Annotated in this window: 17 protein-coding genes; 2 read left to right on the top strand and 15 right to left on the bottom strand. The window is 74.5% G+C overall.

Annotated features, from left to right (window positions below; all coding sequences use genetic code 11):
* Positions 1-68 precede the first annotated feature (68 nt).
* Positions 69-1,055, top strand: a complete 987-nt coding sequence (locus AC067J_RS35010) for a LysR family transcriptional regulator (protein ID WP_478306203.1) — start codon at positions 69-71, stop codon at positions 1,053-1,055.
* A gap of 219 nt (positions 1,056-1,274) precedes the next feature.
* On the opposite strand, the gene AC067J_RS35005 is transcribed toward AC067J_RS35010, so the two are convergent.
* From AC067J_RS35005 to AC067J_RS34955, 11 genes are all read right to left on the bottom strand, one after another.
* Positions 1,275-2,639: a carotenoid oxygenase family protein gene (locus AC067J_RS35005; protein WP_478306201.1), complete on the bottom strand. Its 1,365-nt coding sequence runs from the start codon at positions 2,637-2,639 to the stop codon at positions 1,275-1,277.
* Between the two features lie 79 nt (positions 2,640-2,718).
* Positions 2,719-3,174 carry an SRPBCC family protein gene (locus AC067J_RS35000; protein WP_478306199.1) on the bottom strand — a complete coding sequence of 152 codons (456 nt, stop codon included), beginning with the start codon at positions 3,172-3,174 and terminating at the stop codon, positions 2,719-2,721.
* A gap of 130 nt (positions 3,175-3,304) precedes the next feature.
* The gene (locus tag AC067J_RS34995) at positions 3,305-4,807 is read right to left on the bottom strand and encodes an MFS transporter (protein ID WP_478306197.1); all 1,503 of its coding nucleotides are present in this window, start codon (positions 4,805-4,807) and stop codon (positions 3,305-3,307) included.
* A gap of 153 nt (positions 4,808-4,960) precedes the next feature.
* Positions 4,961-5,527, bottom strand: coding sequence for a TetR/AcrR family transcriptional regulator (locus AC067J_RS34990; protein ID WP_478306195.1), 567 nt, complete (start codon positions 5,525-5,527; stop codon positions 4,961-4,963).
* Positions 5,528-5,570: 43 nt separating this feature from the next.
* The gene (locus tag AC067J_RS34985; RefSeq protein ID WP_478306193.1) at positions 5,571-6,671 is read right to left on the bottom strand and encodes an NAD(P)-dependent oxidoreductase; all 1,101 of its coding nucleotides are present in this window, start codon (positions 6,669-6,671) and stop codon (positions 5,571-5,573) included.
* Positions 6,672-6,798: 127 nt separating this feature from the next.
* On the bottom strand, positions 6,799-7,677 hold the full coding sequence (locus tag AC067J_RS34980; protein WP_478306192.1) for a metallophosphoesterase family protein: 879 nt from the start codon (positions 7,675-7,677) through the stop codon (positions 6,799-6,801).
* Positions 7,674-9,539 (bottom strand): dipeptide ABC transporter ATP-binding protein, encoded by a 1,866-nt coding sequence (locus tag AC067J_RS34975; protein ID WP_478306190.1) that lies wholly within the window; start codon positions 9,537-9,539, stop codon positions 7,674-7,676. The genes AC067J_RS34980 and AC067J_RS34975 overlap by 4 nt, the downstream gene beginning before the upstream one ends.
* Positions 9,536-10,567, bottom strand: a complete 1,032-nt coding sequence (locus AC067J_RS34970) for an ABC transporter permease (RefSeq protein ID WP_478306188.1) — start codon at positions 10,565-10,567, stop codon at positions 9,536-9,538. Before AC067J_RS34970 ends, AC067J_RS34975 begins: the two co-directional genes overlap by 4 nt.
* Before the next feature lie 6 nt (positions 10,568-10,573).
* Complete coding sequence (locus tag AC067J_RS34965; protein ID WP_478306186.1) at positions 10,574-11,563, bottom strand: ABC transporter permease; 990 nt, start codon at positions 11,561-11,563, stop codon at positions 10,574-10,576.
* 119 nt (positions 11,564-11,682) lie between these two features.
* Positions 11,683-13,353: an ABC transporter substrate-binding protein gene (locus AC067J_RS34960; protein ID WP_478306185.1), complete on the bottom strand. Its 1,671-nt coding sequence runs from the start codon at positions 13,351-13,353 to the stop codon at positions 11,683-11,685.
* A 257-nt stretch (positions 13,354-13,610) separates the two neighbouring features.
* The gene (locus AC067J_RS34955; RefSeq protein WP_478306184.1) at positions 13,611-14,813 is read right to left on the bottom strand and encodes a tetratricopeptide repeat protein; all 1,203 of its coding nucleotides are present in this window, start codon (positions 14,811-14,813) and stop codon (positions 13,611-13,613) included.
* 110 nt (positions 14,814-14,923) lie between these two features.
* Between AC067J_RS34955 and AC067J_RS34950 the strand changes: the two genes are divergently transcribed.
* Positions 14,924-15,295, top strand: a complete 372-nt coding sequence (locus tag AC067J_RS34950; RefSeq protein WP_478306182.1) for a hypothetical protein — start codon at positions 14,924-14,926, stop codon at positions 15,293-15,295.
* A 197-nt stretch (positions 15,296-15,492) separates the two neighbouring features.
* Here AC067J_RS34950 and AC067J_RS34945 read toward each other — a convergent pair whose 3' ends face one another.
* From AC067J_RS34945 to AC067J_RS34930, 4 genes are all read right to left on the bottom strand, one after another.
* Complete coding sequence (locus AC067J_RS34945; RefSeq protein ID WP_478306180.1) at positions 15,493-15,906, bottom strand: nuclear transport factor 2 family protein; 414 nt, start codon at positions 15,904-15,906, stop codon at positions 15,493-15,495.
* A 122-nt stretch (positions 15,907-16,028) separates the two neighbouring features.
* On the bottom strand, positions 16,029-16,448 hold the full coding sequence (locus AC067J_RS34940) for an ester cyclase (RefSeq protein WP_478306178.1): 420 nt from the start codon (positions 16,446-16,448) through the stop codon (positions 16,029-16,031).
* 100 nt (positions 16,449-16,548) lie between these two features.
* Positions 16,549-17,316, bottom strand: a complete 768-nt coding sequence (locus AC067J_RS34935; RefSeq protein WP_478306176.1) for an SDR family NAD(P)-dependent oxidoreductase — start codon at positions 17,314-17,316, stop codon at positions 16,549-16,551.
* 193 nt (positions 17,317-17,509) lie between these two features.
* On the bottom strand, positions 17,510-19,081 hold a 1,572-nt coding region (locus AC067J_RS34930), incomplete at its 5' end, for an alpha/beta fold hydrolase (RefSeq protein ID WP_478306175.1).

Below are 19,081 nucleotides of genomic sequence, written 5' to 3'. Positions count from 1 at the left end.
GGATTAAACAACCGGCGGGCGGTGGACCGACAACCGGTGGTTGTGTCCCGAGCCCTAGGATGGCGGCCATGGACCTCGCTGCCGTGCGCACCTTCGTCACCGTCGTCGATGCGGGCCGGTTCCAGCAGGCGGCGGCCGAACTCTCGGTGAGCCAGCAGGCGGTGTCGAAGCGGGTCGCCGCACTGGAGCGGGAACTCGGGGTGCGGCTGTTCACCCGCACCCCGCGCGGGGCCCGGCTCACCGTCGACGGGCAGGCGTTCCTGCCGCACGCCCGGGCGCTGCTCCGGGCGGAGGAGCGCGCGGCCGCCGCGGTCCGGCCGGGTCACCGGGCCCTGCGGGTGGACGTGATCGGGCGGCGGCTGGCACCGGCGGCGCTGCTGCGAGGCTTCCACCGCGCGCACCCCGGCGTCGCACTCGACGTCGTGACCCTGTTCGACGCGGACGCGGCCGTGACCGCGCTCCAGGCCGGGACGATCGACGCGTCGTTCCGCGCCGTCACCATGCCGGGCCGCCGGCTGCCCGACGGCATCGGGGCGGCGCCCGTCCTGGACGAGCCCCTCCAGCTCCTGACCGGACCGTCCCACGCGCTGGCCGACGCCCGCGCGGTCGCGCCCGCAGCGCTGGCCGGGCACCGGATCTGGGTGCCCGGCATCGTCCCGGGCACCGAGTGGGCGGCGTACTACGAGGACCTGGCGGCCGCGTTCGGGCTGACCATCGAGGTGACCGGCCCGGACTTCGGCGTCGAGCCGCTGCTCGACACCCTCGCCGAGGTGCCGGAACTGGCGACCTTCGTCAGCGCGCGGACCCACCTGCTCTGGCCCGCCGGCCACGACCTGCGCCGCATCGCCCTGCACGACCCGACACCGGTCTACCCGCACTCGCTGCTCTGGCACGTGGACAATCCGCACCCCGGGCTCGTCGCCCTCCGCAGGCACCTCACCGGGGCGGCCGGGGCGGTCGAAACGGCCACGGCCGACGGGCCGGACAGGGCCGACGGGCCGGACGACCGGAGCGGCGGGACGTGGGCGCCCGACTGGGCGCTGCGGCAGTCGTAGCGCGGCGGCGGTATCGGCGCGGCGGCAGTATCGGCGCGGCGGCGGGCACGGGCGGGCCGGCGGGCCGGGCCGACGGAACGGGCCCGCCCCGACCGCACGGGGGTCGCGGTCGGGGCGGGGGTCTCGGGGGCCGCCGGGCCGGCCGGGCCAGCCGGGCGCCAGCCGGGGCGGTCGGGCCGTCAGGCCGTCAGGCCGTCAGGCCGCTTGACTGTCAGGCCGTCAGGCGAGGTCGGCGTCCGGGATCCAGGAGCCGTGGATCATCGCGGGCACCCGGCGCGGCAGGTGGACGGTGGCGACCGGCGGGAGCGTGAGGTCGGAGGCGTCCAGGACCAGGAGCCTGGAGGCGTCGGCGTTCAGGTCGCTGACCACGGTGAGCAGGTAGCCCGCGTCCTCGTCCGCGTCGGCCCGTCCGGAGGCCGGGACGAACAGGGCCTCGCTGGGCAGCTGTCCGGTGCCGACCGGCAGCAGTTGCCGGTCCCCGGTGCGGCGGTCGTACTTGACCAGCGTGTGGTTGCCGACGCCCCGGTCGTCGGGGAACGAGAGCGCGTACTGGTAGCGGTGCTCGCGGCCGAGGTAGGCCTCGTTGATGGTCGGGAACTCGACGGTCAGGTCGTCCGTCCACTCCTCGCGGACCCGCCCGGCCACCAGGTCGACGGTCCAGCGGCGGCTGCGGGAGCCGGAGTTGGGCTCGGCGCCGCGGTCGGGGGCGCCGGCCCACCAGTTCCAGGAGCGCTGCCAGCCGTCGCGGCCCACGGCCGGGCCCTCGATCACGACGCGACCGGCGGCGTCCTCGTAGGCGTTGGCGAAGTGCATCGCGTACCCGGCCTCGATCGGGAACCAGCGCACCTCCGACGCCCGGCCCTCGCCGCGCGGCATGACACCGATCCGGGCCGCCTGCGCGTCGTTCCAGCCGTACGGGATGCCCGAGCGGTCGGTCGGGTCGAAGGTGACCGAGCCCTCCAGGAACACCACGTGGTGCTCGGTGATCACGAAGTCGTGCTTCAGGGCGGCGCTCGCACCGGGCACCTCCTGGCTGGCCAGCACGGTGCCGTCGGGCGAGGAGACGTGGTGGATCAGGTAGGGCGGGAACGGCGAGGAGGCGAAGAAGTGCAGTTCCCCGGTGACCGGGTCCTCCCTGGGGTGGGCGGTCATGGCGGAGGTGAGCCGGCCGTTCCAGTCGTAGGCGCCGACGGTCTCCAGGTCGGCGGTCAGTTCGAAGGGCAGGGCCGACTCGCAGAGCGCGAGCAGCCGGCCGCCGTGCTCGATGACGTGGGTGCCGGCGGTGGAGGCGGTGAGGTCGGGGCCGTGCTCGGTCATGTAGGGGGCGCCGTCGAGGGCGGGGGTGTGGACCCAGCGGTTGCGGTACCACTCGGCGCGGCCCTCGCGGAGCCGGATGCCGTGCACCATGCCGCTGCCCTTGAACCAGTGGGTCGGGGTGATGCCGGGCTTCGGGTTGTGGCTGTTGCGGATCAGCCGGCCGGTCAGCTCGGGCGGCAGGGTGCCCTCGACGGTGAGGCCGGTGGCGGTGATCTCGTCGGCGACGGGGGCGTAGTGGCCGGTCAGGTAGGGCTTGGCGGCGGTCATGGCAGGAGCCTTTCGCGGGGCGGAGCGGGCGGTGGGTCGGCGAGCGGGACGAGCGGGACGAGCGGGACGGCGGGGTGTGTCAGCGGGTGCGGCGCTCGGCCTCGGCCTTGAGGTGGCCGAGCCAGCCCTCCAGCGACTCCCGCAGCGCCCGCTCCAACGCCGCGGGCATGGCGTCGACCGGCGCGCCGCTCCAGGACTCCTCGGTCCGGACGGTCGTCCGGCCGTCCCCGGTCTCCTCGATCACCCACACGTGGACGCCCTCGATGCCGTTGGCCGGGCCGCCCCAGACGATCCGGGTGCCGGGGACCAGCTCCCGGACCGTGGAGGTGATCTCCAGGCCGTGGGTCCGCCAGGTGAACGAGGCGCCGGGGCCGCTCAGCGGGCCGACCTGGCGGGCCTCCTCGATGTCCGGGTTCCACTGCGGCCAGGCCTCGACGTCGGTGTGGACGGCCCAGACGGTGGCCGCCGGGGCGTCGACCGTGATGGCGAGGCTGACGATGACGGGGGCGGTGGTGTCGATGGTCTGCGTGGACACGGGAGTTCCTCTCCTTGGCGGGACTTCGGTGCGGTGCGGTGCAGTGCGATGCAATTCGGTGCAGTTCGGTGCAGTGCGGTACGGCCCGTGCGAGGCGGTGCGGCCCGTACGAGGTGGTGCGTGGGCGCGGTCAGCGGCGCCCGGGTGGGACCGGGGCGGGTGCCGCCGAGGTGGGCAGGACCGCGGCGGGTGCCGCCGGGGCGGGCCGGCGGAGCAGCAGGGGCGTGAGGGCCGCCGCCGCGGCGAGGACGGCCGCACCGCCCAGGAACGCGGCCCGGTAGCCGGCGGTGAGGGCCTCCGGGTGGGGCAGTCGGCCCTCCTGGCCTGCGGTGACGGCGGCCGCGAGGGTTCCGAGGACCGCCAGGCCGACCGCGCCGCCGACCTGGCGGGTGGTGTTCACCAGACCGCCGGCCAGCCCGGAGTCGGTCACCGGGACCCCGGCGACGGCGACGCCGGTGAGGAGGGAGAACGCCGCGCCCAGGCCGATCCCGACGGCGACGCTCGGGCCGAGCACGTCGGTCTGGTAGCCGCCGTCGGCGGCGATCCGGGATAGCCAGAGCAGCCCGGCCGCCTCGGTGAGCAGCGCGGCGGCCAGCACCGGGGCGGCGCCGAACCGGCGGGCGGCTCCGGGGGCCAGCGCCGAGCCGAGCATGTTGGCGGCGGCGAGCGGGAGCTGGCCGAGTCCGGCGGCCAGCGGGCCGTCCCCGAGGACCTGCTGCTGGTACAGCGGCAGGAGGTAGAAGAGCGCGATCCAGACCGAGCCGAGCAGGGCCATCAGCAGGTTCCCGGCGGCGACCTTGCCGGTGCGGAAGAGCCGCGGCGGCAGCAGCGGACTCGGGTGGCGGCGCTCGACCAGGACGAAGAGCCCGAGCAGTACGGCGGCCGCGGCCAGGGCGGCGAGCACCAGGGGGTCGGTCCAGCCGGCGCGGCGGGCGGCCGTCAGGGCCCAGACCAGGGCGGTCAGGCCGAGGGCGGCGGTGACCGCGCCGAGGACGTCGAGGCCTCCCCTCCCCCGTGGCCGCGCCTCGGCGCTCCGGGCGGGTGCGCCCGGGACCAGGGCGGCGGTCGCGGCGAGGACGAGCAGGGCGCCGACCGCGGTGGCGTGGAAGGTCCACGGCCAGCCGAGTGCCTGGGTGAGCACGCCGCCGAGCAGGACGCCGGCGGCGCCGCCCGCGCCGGAGACCGCGCCCCACACCCCGAGGGCCCGGCCGCGCCCGGGGCCGGGCGGGAACAGGTCCATCACCAGGGCGAGTGCGGCGGGGGCGACGGCGGCGGCGGCCAGGCCCTGCAGGGTCCGGGCGGTGATCAGCGCCGCCCCGGTGGGCGCCAGTCCGGCCGCCGCCGAGGCGGCGGCGAACAGGGCCAGCCCCGCGAGCAGGACGCGCCGCCGTCCCCGGAGGTCGGCGAGGCGGCCGCCGGCGAGCAGGAGCGCTCCGAAGGCGAGCCCGTAGGCGTTCACGACCCAGGACGCGCCGTCGTCGGTGAGTCCGACGCCGTCCCGGATGCGCGGGAGGGCCACGTTGACGATCGAGGTGCTGAGGATGACGACGAACTGCGCCCCGGCCAGTGCCGCCAGGCCGGCGGCCGGTCGACCCGGGGCCCGGCGGGCGGTCCGGCTTCCCTGCTGGATCACGGCTGCCTCCTCTCTCATTTATGAGTGATAGACCACTCACACTCGTGGCCGAAGAAACGGCGGCACCGTTCGGGCCGCCGTTCGCGGACCTCCGGCCCCGCCGGTGCGCCCGCCGCGTCGGCGGGCGGGCACGGGGGCGGGCACGGGGGCGGGTCAGTAGTGGGTGATGCCGGCCGCGAGGGTCCGCGTCCACGGCGCGTCCACGGCGTCCGCACCGATCGAGACGAGCAGGTGGCAGAGCATCCCCGTGGCGAAGAAGCCCTGGACCTGCTGGTCGTCCCCGCCGGAGGCGCCGCGCACGTACTCCACCGTCCGGGCGTACCCCTGCCGGACCGCCTCCCGGACGGCCGGCTCGGAGACCGCCGCCGCCTGGGCGTGCAGCTGGACCAGCATCAGGTCGTTGTCGGTGATCAGCTTGGCGTAGGCGTTCCCCATGGCGGCGAGCACCACCTCGGGCGAACTCCCGCCCGCCTCGGCCGCGCCCCGCTCCAGACTGCCCCGCACGCGGACGAAGCAGTGCTCGACCACCGCCACGAACAGGGCCTCCTTGCTCGGGAAGAGCCGGTAGACGTAGGCCTGCGAGATGCCCGCGGCCTTCGCCACCTCCGTGGTGGTGGTGCCGAAGTACCCCCGCGCGGCGAAGGCCCCGATGGCGGTGCGCAGCACCGTCTCGCGACGCTCCTCGGCGGTGGACAACTGGCGGGGTCGTTCCGTTTGCATGTGAGTACTCAACCACTCACACCTGTCGGCCGTCAACACCCCGTCAGGCCGCCACCACCGGGACACCCGCCGTCCGGCCCGCCAGCAGCGCCGCGAGGTGGTCGGCGCAGTCGACGGCGGCGGTGGCCATCGCCTTCCTGGTCATCCCGGCGACATGGGGGGTGAGCAGCGCGTTCGGCAGTCCGAACAGCGGCGAGGAGAACGCCGCGTGCTCGTGCGCGAAGGTGTCGACGGCCGCCGCCGCGAGCGGGTGCGCCGGATCGCGGAGCGCGTCGGCCAGCGCCCGTTCGTCGACGATGCCGCCGCGCGCGGTGTTCAGCAGGATCGCGCCGGGGCGCAGCAGGCCCAGCTCGGCCCGGCCGATCAGGCCCCGGGTCTGCGGCGTCAGGGGCAGGTGGAGCGAGACCACGTCGCTGCCCGCCAGCAGGGCGGGCAGCGACTCGGCCCGCCGGACGGGCGCCGGGGTCAGGTGCCGGGTGAGGGCCTGCACGGTCATGCCCAGGGCGCCGGCCCGGACGGCCAGGGCCCGGCCGGTCCGGCCCAGCCCGACGATGCCCAGGGTCAGCTCCGGGAGTTCGACGGCGGGGGCCGTCGGGGATCGCCAACTCCCCTGGTGGGAGGCGGCGTTGTGGGCGGCAAGATCGCGGGTCAGGGCCAGCAGCTGGGCCAGCGCGAACTCGGCGACCGCCTCCGCGTTCGACCCGGGCGTGTGGGTGACGGCGACGCCGTGCCGGGCGGCGGCCGCCAGGTCGACGTGGTCGGTGCCCGCCCCGGCCCGGCCGATCACCCGCAGCCGGTCGGCCGGCCCGGGCGCCGTCGCGGCGGCCAGGAACCCGGCGCGCAGCGGCACGCCCGCCCGGGACTTCACCGCGTGGTGCCCCTGCCCGCCCCGGACGGTCTCGGCGATCAGCGCCGCCTCGTCGAAGGGGTCGAAGTCGGTGAACGCGACCCGCCCGCCCCAGACCTCCCGTGCCCGCGCCCGGTCCGTCACCCGGCGGAGGTTGAGCGTGACCGACAGCCCGTGTCCGAGCAGCCGCGCCAGCTCGCGGTCGAGCAGCTCCCCCGGTGCCGCGTCCAGCAGCAGGACCCGCTGCCCGCCCGTGCCGGCCGGCCGCTCCCCGGTCCGCCCCGTGTTCCCGCCCACGCCGTCGCCCCTTCGCCCCTCGGCCCCTCCACCCCTCGGCCCCTTGGCCCGGTCGTCCGGCGGGCACCATCCTGCCAGCGGGCCCCGGGCACCCGGATGCCCGGGCACCCCGGAAGCCCCGGCGGCCCTACAGGCGGACGGCGAAGCGGGGGGCGGGGCGGACGGCGGGGGCCGGGGCCGGGGTGGCGGGGAGGATGCGGCGGAGCGGGGTGGGGGCGCCGCGCGGGGCCCATTCGCGCGGGTAGCCGAGGGAGACCTCGTGGAACGGGACGCCGTCGGTGCGGGTGGTGCGCGGGATGTGGAGGTGGCCGTAGACGACGGCCGCCGCGTTGAAGCGCCGGTGCCAGTCGGCGGTGTGCTCGGTGCCGCACCAGAGGGCGAACTCCGGGTGGCGGAGCACGTAGGTGGGGTCGCGGCGGAGCGGGAAGTGGTTGACGAGGACGGTCGGCACGGCGGGGTCGAGGGCGGCGAGGCGGCGTTCGGTGACGGCGAGCCGGGCGCGGCACCAGCTGTCGCGGTCGGGGTAGGGGTCGGGGTGGAGCAGGAACTCGTCGGTGCACACCACACCGGCGGCGTGGGCGGCGGCGAGCGCGGCGGCCTTGGTGGTGGTGCCGCGCGGGCGGAAGGTGTAGTCGTACAGGAGGAAGAGCGGGGCGACGGCGACCGGGCCGCCGGGGCCGGTCCAGACGGGGTACGGGTCCTCGGGGGTCGAGACGCCGAGGCTGCGGCAGAGGTCGACGAGGGCGCGGTAGCGGGCGTCGCCGCGCAGCTGGACCGGGTCGTCGGGCGGGGTCCACAGTTCGTGGTTGCCGGGCGCCCAGACGACCTTGGCGAAGCGCTCGCTCAGCACCCGCAGGACGCGGGCGATGTCCTCGAAGCGTTCGGACACGTCGCCCGCGACGATCAGCCAGTCGTCGTCGGAGGCGGGGCGCAGGCGGTCGACGACGGCCTGGTTCTCGGCGTAGCCGACGTGCAGGTCGCTGGTGGCGAGCAGGGACCCGCTCATCGGCGTGCCTCCACGAGGTTGGTGGCGTCCAGGAGCCGGCGGGTGTAGGGGTCGGCGGGCCGGTCGAAGAGCCGCTCGACGGGCGCGGTCTCGACGAGCCGGCCGTCCTTCATGACGGCGACCCGGTCGGCGAGGTGCTGGACGACGCCGAGGTCGTGCGAGATGAAGAGCAGGGCGAGGCCGAGGTCGCGGCGCAGGTCGGCCAGCAGGTCGAGGATCTGCGCCTGGACGGAGAGGTCGAGGGCGGAGACCGGTTCGTCGCAGACCAGCAGGGTCGGCGCCGGGGCCAGCGCCCGTGCGATGGCGACGCGTTGGCGCTGGCCGCCGGAGAGTTCGGTCGGGCGGCGGTCGAGGAGGGTGGCGGAGAGGCCGACCTGGTCGAGCAGCTCGGTGATCCGCCGCCGCCGTTCGGCGCCGCGCGGCACACCGGCGCGGGCGGCGGCCTCGGCGACGACGCGCTCCACGGTGAAGCGCGGGTCGAAGGAGCCGAGCGGGTCCTGCTGGACGGCCTGGATGCGGAGGCGGTCGGCACGCCGGCGGCGTTCGGGCAGTTCGCTCCACGGGCGGCCGGCGAGGTGGACGGTGCCGGTGTCGGGGCGCTCCAGGCCGAGGACGATCCGGGCGGCGGTGGTCTTGCCGGAGCCGGACTCGCCGACCAGGCCGAGCGTCTCGCCGGGGTGGAGGTGGAAGGAGACCTCCTGGACCACGGGGCGGCCCGCGAAGGACTTGCCGATCCGGTCGACGTCGAGCAGGAGCCCGGTGTCGGAGGAGGGCGGGGCCTCGGTGAGGGCGACCGGTTCGCGGACGGTGAGCGCCGCCGCCTTGGGGTGCCAGCAGCGGGCGCCGAGCGAGTCCACCGGCGGCAGGGTGCTCCGGCAGGTCGGGTCGGCGGCGGCGCAGCGGGCCGCGTACGGGCAGCCGCCCGGGTCGGGGGCGGCCTGCCGGAGCGGTGCGGGGGCGAGCCGGGTGCCGCGGGTGCGGGCGCCGGGGACGGCGTCGAGGAGGGCCCGGGTGTAGGGGTGGCGGGGGTCGGTGAGCAGGCGTTCGGTGGGGCCGGTCTCGACGATCCGGCCGCCGAACATGACGGCGACCCGGTCGGCGAGCCGGGCGACCACCGACAGGTCGTGGCTGATCAGCAGCAGGGCGGTGCCCTGTTCGCGGAGACCGTCGAGCAGGTCCAGCACCTGGGCCTGGACGGTGACGTCGAGGGCGGTGGTGGGCTCGTCGGCGATCAGCAGGTCGGGCTCACCGGCGAGCGCGGAGGCGATCAGGGCCCGCTGGCGCAGGCCGCCGGAGAGCTGGTGGGCGTACTGGGCGGCGCGGCGTCCGGGCTCGGGGATCCCGGCGCGTTCGAGGAGCGCTCGGACCCGGGTGGGGATCTCCTCGCGGCCGGCCAGGCCGTGCACCCGCAGCGGCTCGGCGACCTCGGCGCCGACGGTGCGCAGCGGGTCGAGCGAGACCAGGGCGTCCTGGAGGACGAGGCCGATCCGGCGGCCGCGCACCCCGCGCCACTCGGCCTCGGTGAGGGCGGTGAGGTCGCGGCCGTCGAAGGCCAGCCGGTCGGCGGTGACGGTGGCGGGCGCGCGGCCGCCGGGCCCGGCGGCCGCGCCGGTGAGGCCGACCAGGGTCCGGGCGGTGACGCTCTTGCCGGAGCCGGACTCGCCGACCACGGCCAGGCACTCGCCGCGGTCGAGGGTGAACGAGACGTCCCGCACGGCGTGCACGGGGCCGAACCGGACGTCGAGCCCGTCGACGGTGAGCAGGGGCGCCGTTCCGGCGGGCGCGGCTGCGGACTGCCCGGCTCCGGCGGGCGCGGCTCCGGCGGGCGTGAGGGCCTGCTTCGGGGCCTGTGCGGGCGTCATGCCTCGGTCCTCCGGGTGAAGCGGGCCTGGGCGCGGCGGCCGAGGACGTTGACGACGAGGGCGGCCGTGGTGATGGCGGCGCCCGGGAACACGCCGATCCACCAGGCGGTGGCCAGGAAGCGGCGCCCCTGGGAGAGCATCGCGCCCCACTCGGGGCTGGGCGGCTGCGGGCCGAGGCCGAGGAAGCTCAGCCCGGAGGCGGCGATCAGCGCGGTGCCGAAGCCGACGGCGGCGAGCACGAGCATCGGTCCGACGGCGTTCGGCAGGACGTGCCGGACGATCAGCAGCGGGCGCGGCAGACCGAGTCCGACCGCCGCCTCGACGTATCCGGAGCGGCGGACGACCAGGGTCTCGGCGCGGACGATCCGCGCGTACCCGGGGACGAAGGCGATCGCGATGGCGAGCATCACGTTGAGCGAGCCGGTGCCGAGAATGGTGACGGCGAGCAGGGCGAGCAGGATCGGCGGGAGCGCGAGCAGGATGTCCGCGAGCCGCATCAGGGCCTGGTCGGCCCAGCGGCCGCCGAGTGCGGCGGCGAGCCCGAGCGCGGTGCCGCCGGCGACCGCGAAGACGGTGGCGCCGAGGCCCAGCAGCAGGGACGGCCGGGCCCCGTGCAGGACGCGGGCGAACAGGTCGCGGCCGAGCTGGTCGGTGCCGAACCAGTGCTCGGCGCCCGGAGGGGTGAGCGCCTCGACCGGGTGGGTCTCCACGGGCGAGGCGGAGGTGAGCAGCCCGGGCACGAGGGCGGCGAGGACCAGCAGGGCGAGCACGGTGACGGCGAGCGCGAAGCCGATCCGGCGGGCGAGCGGCGCGGCGGCGGCCCACCGGGAGGGGCTGGTGGCACGGGAGGGGCGGGAGGCGCGGGTGAGGCGGGTGGCACGGGTGGCACGGGAGGCCGGGGTGGCCGGTCCGTCCGGACCGGCCGGGCCGCCCCGGTCCCCGGGAGCGGGCCGGTCCCCCGGTCCGGGCGAGTCCCCCCGTCCGGGCGGATCGGCCGGGTCGGCAGTGGCAACGGTGTTGTGGGACATGGGAGTTCAGCCGTTCCTCAGCCGTGGGTCGATGACGAGGTAGAGCAGGTCGACGAGGGTCGAGATGACCACGAAGACCAGCGCCGAGAGCAGGACCAGCCCGATCACCAGCGGCAGGTCCTTGTTGGTGGTGGCCTGGAGGGTGAGCGCCCCGATCCCCGGCCGGCCGAAGACCGACTCGACCAGCACCGCGCCGCCCAGCAGCGAACCCGTCAGCCAGCCGGTCAGGGTGACCACCGGCACGGCGGCGTGGCGCAGTCCGTGCCGGAGCACCACGGCCGCCGAACCGAGCCCGCGCGAGCGGGCGGTGAGCGTGAACGGCCGCCCGAGCGCCGCCTCCAGGCCCTCGCGCAGCACCTGGGCGAGCATCCCCGCCACCGGCAGCGCCAGCGTGACCGCGGGCAGCACCAGGGCGGCGAACCCGTCGTCCCCCGCGACCGGGAAGATCCGCAGCTGGAAGGAGAACGCGGTGAGCATCAGGATGCCGATCCAGTAGGACGGGCTGGAGACGGCGAGCAGTTCGGCGAACGAGCTGAGCGCGCGCAGGGCCGGCCGCCGCCCGGCGGTGCCGACGGCGGCGACCAGCGCCAGCACCACCGCCAGCGCCAGGGCGGTCAGGCCGAGTTCGACGGTCGGCCCGAGCTGCTCGCCGATCAGCTCCGCGACCGGCCGCTGGAGCTGGTAGGACTCGCCGAGGTCACCGGTCAGCAAGTGGCCTATGTAGGTGGCGTACTGGACCGGCACCGGCCGGTCCAGGCCGTACTGCTCCTGGATCGCCGCCTTGACCTCGGGGCTGGCGGCGGTGCCCGGACCGAGCATGACCGTCACCGGGTCGCCCGGGATCAGCTGGAGCGCGGCGAAGGCCACGGTGGCCGCTCCGAGCAGCACGGCGAGCGCACCGAGCAGGCGGCGCAGGACGGCGCGCAGGACGCGGACGGCGGCGGGCGGGCGGACGGCCGCCGGGGTGGCGGCGGCCGTCGGGTGGGTGGTGGTCATCCCTCAGTCCCAGGAGTTCGGGTGGCTGGTCCGGGGACCCGCGCGGCGGGCTTCGCCGCGACGGGTCGTCCGGGTGCTCGATCGGTCCGTCCGGATGCCCACCGGGCCCGTCCGGAAGGTCACTTGGCGAGCCAGGCGTCGTGGAAGGCGAGCCAGGTGTTCGGGTCGGCGGTCAGGCCGCGGACCTTCGAGGAGGTGCCGACCACGGCGGTGCGCACGTACAGCGGGACGATCAGGCCGAGGTCGATGGCACGCTGCTGGGTCTTGCCGTAGACGTCCTGGCGGACGGTCTTGTCGAACGTCCCCTTGCCCGTCGTGGTCCACTCGTCGAGCTGGGCGTCCTGATAGAAGGTCGCGTTCTGGCCGCCGGTGGACGGCTTGCTCGCGCTGTGGAAGTAGAGCCGCAGCACGTCCGGGTCGAACCGGGCCCAGCTGTAGTCGGCGATGTGCTCCTTGCCGCCGTACGTGTTGGCGATGAAGGTGCCGATGTCCAGGCGGGGCCGGGTGATCTCGACGCCGATCTTCTTGAGGTCGGCCTGGATCGCCTGGCCGAGCGTCTCGCGCTGCTCGCGGACGAACTCGGCGGGCGGCAGCGGCCACTCCAGGGTGAGCCGCTTGCCGTCCTTGGTGCGGTAGCCCTCACCGTCCCGGGCCGTCCAGCCCGCGTCGTCCAGCGCCTTGTTGGCCGCAGCCTGGTCGTACGGCCAGGACTTCTCCAGCGCCTTGTTGTAGTACGGGGTGCTCGGCCCGACCGGGCTCCAGGCGCGCTTGTAGACGCCGAAGTAGACGGACTGGACGTCGGTGTCGAGGTCGATGCCGCGCTGGACCGCCTTGCGCACCAGCGGGTCGTCCAACGGGGCCTTGCTGGTGTTCAGGACGAGGCCGTAGTTGGCGCCGGGCGCGTCGGTGGCGATGGTGCGCAGCTTCGGGTCTCCCTGCACGGTCTTGACGTCGGCCGGCGGGATCGGCTCGGCCACCTGCACCTGGCCGCTGTTGAGCGCGCCGACCCGGACGGAGTCCTCGGTGAGGAAGCGGATGGTGAGCTTCTCCAGGTACGACGGCCCCTGGTGGTTGGCGCTCGGCGGCGCCCAGTTGTAGTCGGGGTTGCGGGTGAAGACGGCGCTCTGGCCCTTGGTGTAGCTGCTGAACACGAACGGGCCGGTGCCGACGTCGGCCGGACCGCCGGCGCCCAGCTTGGAGCCGTTCTCCTTGATCGCCTTCGGCGAGTAGAAGCCCAGGTAGGCGGTGCTGGCGGCCTGCAGGAACGGTGCGAACGGCTCGCTGAAGGAGACCTTGACGGTCCGCGTGTCGACCACCTCGGTGCCGGTGTACGGGCCGAGCAGGCTCGCCGCGTACTGGGACTTGGTCTCCTTGGCCACGATCCGGTCGAAGTTGGCCTTCACCGCCTCCGCGTCGAACGGCGTGCCGTCGGTGAACTTGACGCCGTCGCGAAGGTGGAAGGTGTAGCTCTTGAGGTCCGGCGTGATCTCCCAGGAGGCCGCGAGCCAGGGCTTGAACTCGCCCGTCGCGTCCTGGTGGACGAGCGAGTCGAAGACGTTGCGCTGGATGGCTCCGGTGATGTCCTGCTGGCTGACGTGGATGTCGAAGGAGATCGGCTCGACGTCGGTGGCGTAGGTCAGCGCCCCGCCCTGGACCGGCTTGTCGGCGGCGCCGTCCTGGGCCGCTCCCGGACCTCCGGAGCCGGAGCCTGAGCTGCAGCCGGCCAGAAGCAGCACCCCGGCAGTGAGGGCGGCGAGCAGCGGGATGGGCCGGGGCCCGGTGATGGGCATGCTGATGACTCCGTCTTGGTGGGAGGGGCGGGCTGGGGAATGCCGAGAAGCTATCGGCGGGCCGACCCCCGCGGACCCCTACCGGACCCCTAACCCGCCCCCTTAGTACTGCGAGCACAGTCAAGGAGCCCGGCCTCAGTGTTTGTCGTGTCCGCCGGCGAGCAGACCTCCTCCGGCAGCCCGGGCAGCGGCGCGGCGGCAAGTTCTGCCGGGCCCGAGGGCCTTCGCTTCAAATCTCCTCAAGCGACTTCATCCGCTCAGGGGATTTCAACCGCCATCTCCATGGCGTCGAGGTGCCCGGCGACTATGACAGCCCTGGGATCGTTCATTTCCTCGAATATCCGCCGCGCCTGGGTCCAGCTATCGCGCGCCGCGCCCACGTGGTCGAGGCAGAGGTGCACCTCACCGAGACTGTCGAGCATTGCGGCTTCAAGTTGCCAATGTCTGATCGACCGGAAGAGCGTCACACTCTGCTCGTAACAGGAAAGTGCTTCCGTGTACTTCCCGAGGTCCTGATGTATTTCTCCGAGGGTGGACAGGGCAAGCCCCTCGACGTACGGGTCGGCGAGTACGCGACTTATGGCAAGGGCCTGGTCGGCGCAGGTGATCGCTTGCTGGAAGCGGCGCAGGCTTCGATAGGTGTCGCCGAGGTTGTTGAGTTCGATGCTCTCGTTGTACCGGTCGCCCGGCTCGCCGTGGATGGCGACGGACTGCCGGTAGAAGCCGACCGCTTCGGTGTGGCGGTCCTGGCGGGCGTAGGCGAGTCCGATGCTGCCGAGCGTCGCACCCTCACCGGAGCGGTCCTGGATGCGGCGGCGGATCCGCAACGCCTCGTGGAGGCAGGACAGCGCCTGGTCGGACTGTCGAAGCTCAAGATGGGCGAGTCCCAGGTTGGAGAGGATCCAGCTCTCGCCGTAGGGGTCGGCGGCCAGGCGGGCGCTGCGGGCGGCCAGTTCGTGCGTGGCAACCCAATCGGACCAGTACTTTCGGATGTTGAAGAGGCGCTGCAGTGTCCCGGGCAGTTTCCAGGCGATGTCGTGCGCGCCCGTTTCGACTGCCTGCCGGCCGGCCGCTATGAGATTGCCCCGCTCGCGCTCACACCAGTCCAGTGCGTGGTCGTACGTGGCGAGGGTCAGCGGCTGATTGAGCTGGTGCCAGGGACCGGGATCGATCCGCCTGCGCTGGGGGGCCAGTAGGGCTGCGGCGGCGGCGAGTTCGATACTGGAGCCGGCCACGAGGCCCATGAGGCGGAACGCTCGGGCTGCCGCGGAGCGGTGGCGGGTCGACAGAGTGGCGTAGCTGACCCGGAAGCTGACACGTACGGCGAGGTCGCCGACCTGGAGTTCGTCCAAGCGGCGGCGCTGGTCGGTGAGCCGGTCCGCCAGGTACTCGATGGTCCAGTTCGGGCGCGAGACGAGGCGTGCGGCGGCGATGCGGATCGCGAGGGCAGACCCGCACATGCGGCCGGCACGAGCCTCGTCGCGTCGGGTTCGGGCGCGGTTCGCGCCGGGCCGACGATCCGCGTGGACAGGTCCTGGGCCTCGGCCGGAGGCAGGCATTCCAGGCCCAGGTGGGAGGCGCCCGCCAGTGCGGGAAGGCTGTTGCGGCTCGTGATCAGAACGCGACTGGTACCCCTTCCCGGTACCAAGGGGCGTATCTGCTCTGCGTCCCGCGCGTCGTCCAGCAGGATGAGCAGGCACTGGTCCGCCACGAGCGTGCGGTAGAGGCCGATGCGCTCCTCAAGGGTTCTGGGGACGGCCGGCGCGGCCACGCCGAGGTCGCGCAGGAATCGACCGAGGACGTCGAACGGTCCATCGTCACGCAGGAGCCGGACGGCGGGGTGTCGGTCGGCGAGAACATGGGCAACGGATTCACCAACTACCACCGCATCACCGGCCCCAACTTCGCCGACTACTTCGGCCGCATGCACTTCGCCGGCTAGTACCCGACGTCTAGTACCAACGCCGTTCAGATAGGCGTGGGACTCGTTCGTCAAGGCCGGTAGGCAGAACAGCGGAGCTCCCGTAGAAGAGGTCTGTCACTCCAAGGCATCCTCACTACGCGTCCGCGTCCGCGTCCGCGTCCGTCCGCTGCGGATGCGGACACGGGCGCGGACGCGGAGGCCGGAGCGGCTGCCGGTCAGGCGTCGTGGTGGGGACGGCGCGGGTAGCGGGGGACGGAGCGGCGGAAGGCGATCCGCCAGCCGTCCGGGGTGCGGGTGTAGACGTCGAAGTAGTCGCCGTTGTGGACCTTGCCGTCGGGCAGGATCGCCAGGTAGCGGCTGCGGCCCCGGACGGTGCCGTCCTCGTCGACGGTGAGCACCGAGTCCAGGGTCTGGTGGTCCGGGTGGTCCTGCCCCAGATCGCGGGCGAACACCCGGATCTTCTCCAGGCCGGTGAACACCGCTCCGGTGCGCGCGAGTTCGATCACGCCGTCCTCGGCGAACACCTCGGCCAGTGCCTCGGCGTCCGCGTTGTCGAAGGCGTGCGAGAAGCGGGCGAGCAGCTGGCGCAGCTGCTCGGCGTCGGCCGGGGACAGTGCGGGGGCGGTCATGGGCGGTCCTCCTGAGGGTCGGTTCTGCCGAGCGGAGCGGGGCCCGGCCGGCGACGGTGCCGGCCGGGCCCCGGGGAACGGAACGGTGCGGAACGGGGCGGGGCGGGCCCGAGCCGGTGGGGTCAGACGGTGGCGGGGGCCAGCTGCTGGACGATGCCCAGGCGGTCGGGCAGCACGTTGTAGCGGACCACCTTGCCGTCACGGACGGTCAGCCAGCTGATGCTGTGGCCGACGAAGGACCGGCCGGTGGCCGGGACGCCGAAGACCGGGCCGACGTGCACGCCCTCGATCCGCCAGAAGGCGATCACCCGGTCGCCCTCCGCCACCAGGTCCTCGACGACCGCCTTGACGTCGCGGACGTTCTCCCAGAGCCAGCGCAGGTGCTCGCGGAAGTCCTCCCGGGTGCCGCTGCCGCCGGGGCCGACCCGGGTCTCGTCGGCGGCGTCCTCCGCGACCAGCTCCTCCAGCAGCTCGACCCGCTGCTCGCTGACCAGCTCGTGGTAGTACCGCTCGACCAGGGCCTTGTTCGCCTCGATGCTCATCGGTCTTGCTCTCCTCGTCAGTTGGGAAAAATCAGGGGTACTCGGTGGTACTAGGTGGAACTCGGGGGTACTTCGGTGTCGCGGCCCCGCCGTGCCGGGGTCAGCGCCCCCGGGCCGGTGGCGGCAGCAGGATGCCGCCGTTGGCGCTCAGGCCGCCGTCGACGGGGACGGTGACCCCGGTGACGTAGGACGCCGCCGGGGAGGTCAGGAACCAGACCACCTCGGCCTGTTCACGCGCCTCGGCCCAGCGCTGGGCGGGGATGCGGCGGGTGATGAACGCCGAGAACTCCGGGTCGGCGACCTGCCCCGCGGTCAGCCCGGTGACGGTGCCGCCGGGCGCGATCGCGTTGATCCGGATGCCCTCGGCGGCGTAGTCGATGGCCGTCCCCCGGACCAGGTTGATCACGGCCGCCTTGGTGGCGTTGTACGCCCAGGTACCCGGGTCGCCGCGCAGGCCGGAGACCGAGGAGGTGGCTACGATCGCCCCTCCACCGGCCTCCCGCAGCGCCGGCACCGCCGCCCGGATGCCCAGCACCACGCTGCGCACGTTGACGGCGAAGAGCCGGTCGAACCGCTCGACCGCACCCGGGGCCTCCAGCGGACCGCCGCCTCCGGTGCCGGCGTTCAGCACCGCCGCGTCCAGCCGGCCCCACCGCTCCTGGGCCAGGGCGACCGCCGCGACGTTGGTCTCCTCCGAGGACACGTCGCCCGCCAGCGTCGCCACGCCGTCCAGCTCGGCCAGTACCTCCAGTCCCGCCTTGTCGACGTCCACGGCGACCACTCGGTGGCCGCGCTCCGCGAACAGCCGGACCGTCGCCTCGCCGATCCCCGACGCCGCTCCGGTGACCAGCACTACGGGCTCCGTCATGCCCGCTCCTTCCTCTCGTTGTTGGTGTCGCGCCGTTGTCGGTGTCGCGCCGCCCGCCCCGGGTGTCGTGCCCGGTGCACCCGGGCCCGGTGCGCCCGGGACGGGCGGCCCTGCTCGGTGTGCTCGGCACCGCTCGTCGTGCTCGGTTGCACTCGGCACCGCTCGTCGTGCACGGGTGCGCCGCTCGGTGCGTTCAGGTCCGTTCGAGGCGGTCGATCCACCCGCGGACGGCGTCCGCCGTCGACGGGGTGTGCTGCTCCAGCACCGTGAAGTGGTCTCCCGGGATGTCCTGCACCTCGTGCGGCACCGGCCAGTAGGCCCGCCAGTCCTCGCGCTCCGTCGCGTCCACCACCATGCCGCGCAGCGGGGTGTCGGCGCGCAGGGCGAGGATCGGCGCGGTGACCGGGCTGGGTGCCCAGCCGGCGAAGACGTTGTTGTAGCCGCCCATCGAGGTGAGGCTGGAGTCGCTCCAGATCATGTCGTACTGCTCGATCCGGTCGATCATGCCGCCGAGCATCGCGTGCAGCCACCACTCGCCCATGCCCTCGCGCGCGGCGCTGTCCATCGGGTACGAGTCGACCAGGACCAGCCCGGCGACCGCCCGTCCGCGCGCCTCCAGCCGCTCGGTGACGGCCTGGGCGACGCACCCGCCCATCGAGCGGCCGATGATGACGAACGGCCGCTCCTCTCCGACCAGTTCGAGCACGGTCTCGGTGTGCATGGCGAGGTAGGTGTCGATGTCGTCGGGCAGGCGGTCCGACGGGTCCCAGCCCGGGGACGGCACCACGAAGACGTCGCGCTCGCCCTGGAAGGCGTGGCCGAGCCGGGCGTACTCGTGCGGTCCGGAGATCGCACTCAGCGCGGGGAACGCGACGACGGCCAGTTCGCCCTCGCCGGTTGCGAGTCGGATCGGCTTGAGGGCGTGCTCGGCGCGCTCGTCGGCGCCGAACCGGGACCGCAGGTGGGAGGCGACGCCGATCAGCGCGGACGCCTCGGGGAAGCTGCCCTGGGCGGCCAGCCGCCGGTAGAGCGTGGAGAGCGGGTGGCGCGGGTCGTCCGCCGGGCCGCCCGCCCCGCTCCCGGCGACGGCCGGTCCGGCCGGTCCGCCCGCCGCCGTACCGACCTGGGCGATGCCGACCGCCGCCGGTCCGCCGGCGGCCAGCTGCTCCGTGATCAAACCAGCCAGGTGTTCGGCCAGTTGGGTCGGATCGGGGTGGTCGAAGGTGATCGTCGGGGCGAGCCGCAGACCGGTGGCGGCGGTGATCCGGTTGCGCAGCTCCACCGCGCTCAGGGAGTCGAGGCCCAGCTCGTTGAAGGGCCTGGCGGCCGCGACGGCCTCGGGGTCGCTCCCGAGCACGCCCGCCACCTCGGTGCGGACCAGCGCCAGCACGGCGGCCGGCCGCTCCGCTTCGGCCAGCACGGCCAGCCGGGACAGCAGCGCGGGCGCCCCGCCACCGGTCGCCGCCCTGGCGACCCGGCGCGGCGGCGGGGCGAGGGTGCGCAGCACCGCCGGGACGGGCTGCTGGGCCCGGACGGCGCCCAGGTCCAGCGGAACGGCCACCAGGTAGCCGGCGTCCACCGTCGCGGCCGCCTCGAACAGGCGGGTGCCGCGCTCGGTGGAGATCGTCCGCAGCCCGGCCCGGGCGGCCCGGCGGAGGTCCGCGTCGGTCAGGTGGCCGGTGATGCCGCTGGCTTCCTCCCACTGGCCCCAGGCGAGGGACTGGGCGGGCAGGCCGATGGAGCGGCGGTGGGCGGCGAGCGCGTC

This window comes from Kitasatospora sp. NPDC042419, assembly GCF_056437345.1.
This window is presented reverse-complemented; position numbering and strand designations above follow the sequence as displayed.

Coding starts and splice junctions, on each gene's coding strand:
- AC067J_RS34975 (WP_478306190.1), bottom strand. CDS start 9,539: ATGACGCCCGCACAGGCCCCGAAGCAGGCCCTCACGCCCGCCGGAGCC.
- AC067J_RS34970 (WP_478306188.1), bottom strand. CDS start 10,567: ATGTCCCACAACACCGTTGCCACTGCCGACCCGGCCGATCCGCCCGGA.
- AC067J_RS35005 (WP_478306201.1), bottom strand. CDS start 2,639: ATGACCGCCGCCAAGCCCTACCTGACCGGCCACTACGCCCCCGTCGCC.
- AC067J_RS34960 (WP_478306185.1), bottom strand. CDS start 13,353: ATGCCCATCACCGGGCCCCGGCCCATCCCGCTGCTCGCCGCCCTCACT.
- AC067J_RS34935 (WP_478306176.1), bottom strand. CDS start 17,316: ATGACGGAGCCCGTAGTGCTGGTCACCGGAGCGGCGTCGGGGATCGGC.
- AC067J_RS34990 (WP_478306195.1), bottom strand. CDS start 5,527: ATGCAAACGGAACGACCCCGCCAGTTGTCCACCGCCGAGGAGCGTCGC.
- AC067J_RS35010 (WP_478306203.1), top strand. CDS start 69: ATGGACCTCGCTGCCGTGCGCACCTTCGTCACCGTCGTCGATGCGGGC.
- AC067J_RS34955 (WP_478306184.1), bottom strand. CDS start 14,813: ATGTGCGGGTCTGCCCTCGCGATCCGCATCGCCGCCGCACGCCTCGTC.
- AC067J_RS34940 (WP_478306178.1), bottom strand. CDS start 16,448: ATGAGCATCGAGGCGAACAAGGCCCTGGTCGAGCGGTACTACCACGAG.
- AC067J_RS34945 (WP_478306180.1), bottom strand. CDS start 15,906: ATGACCGCCCCCGCACTGTCCCCGGCCGACGCCGAGCAGCTGCGCCAG.
- AC067J_RS34980 (WP_478306192.1), bottom strand. CDS start 7,677: ATGAGCGGGTCCCTGCTCGCCACCAGCGACCTGCACGTCGGCTACGCC.
- AC067J_RS34965 (WP_478306186.1), bottom strand. CDS start 11,563: ATGACCACCACCCACCCGACGGCCGCCGCCACCCCGGCGGCCGTCCGC.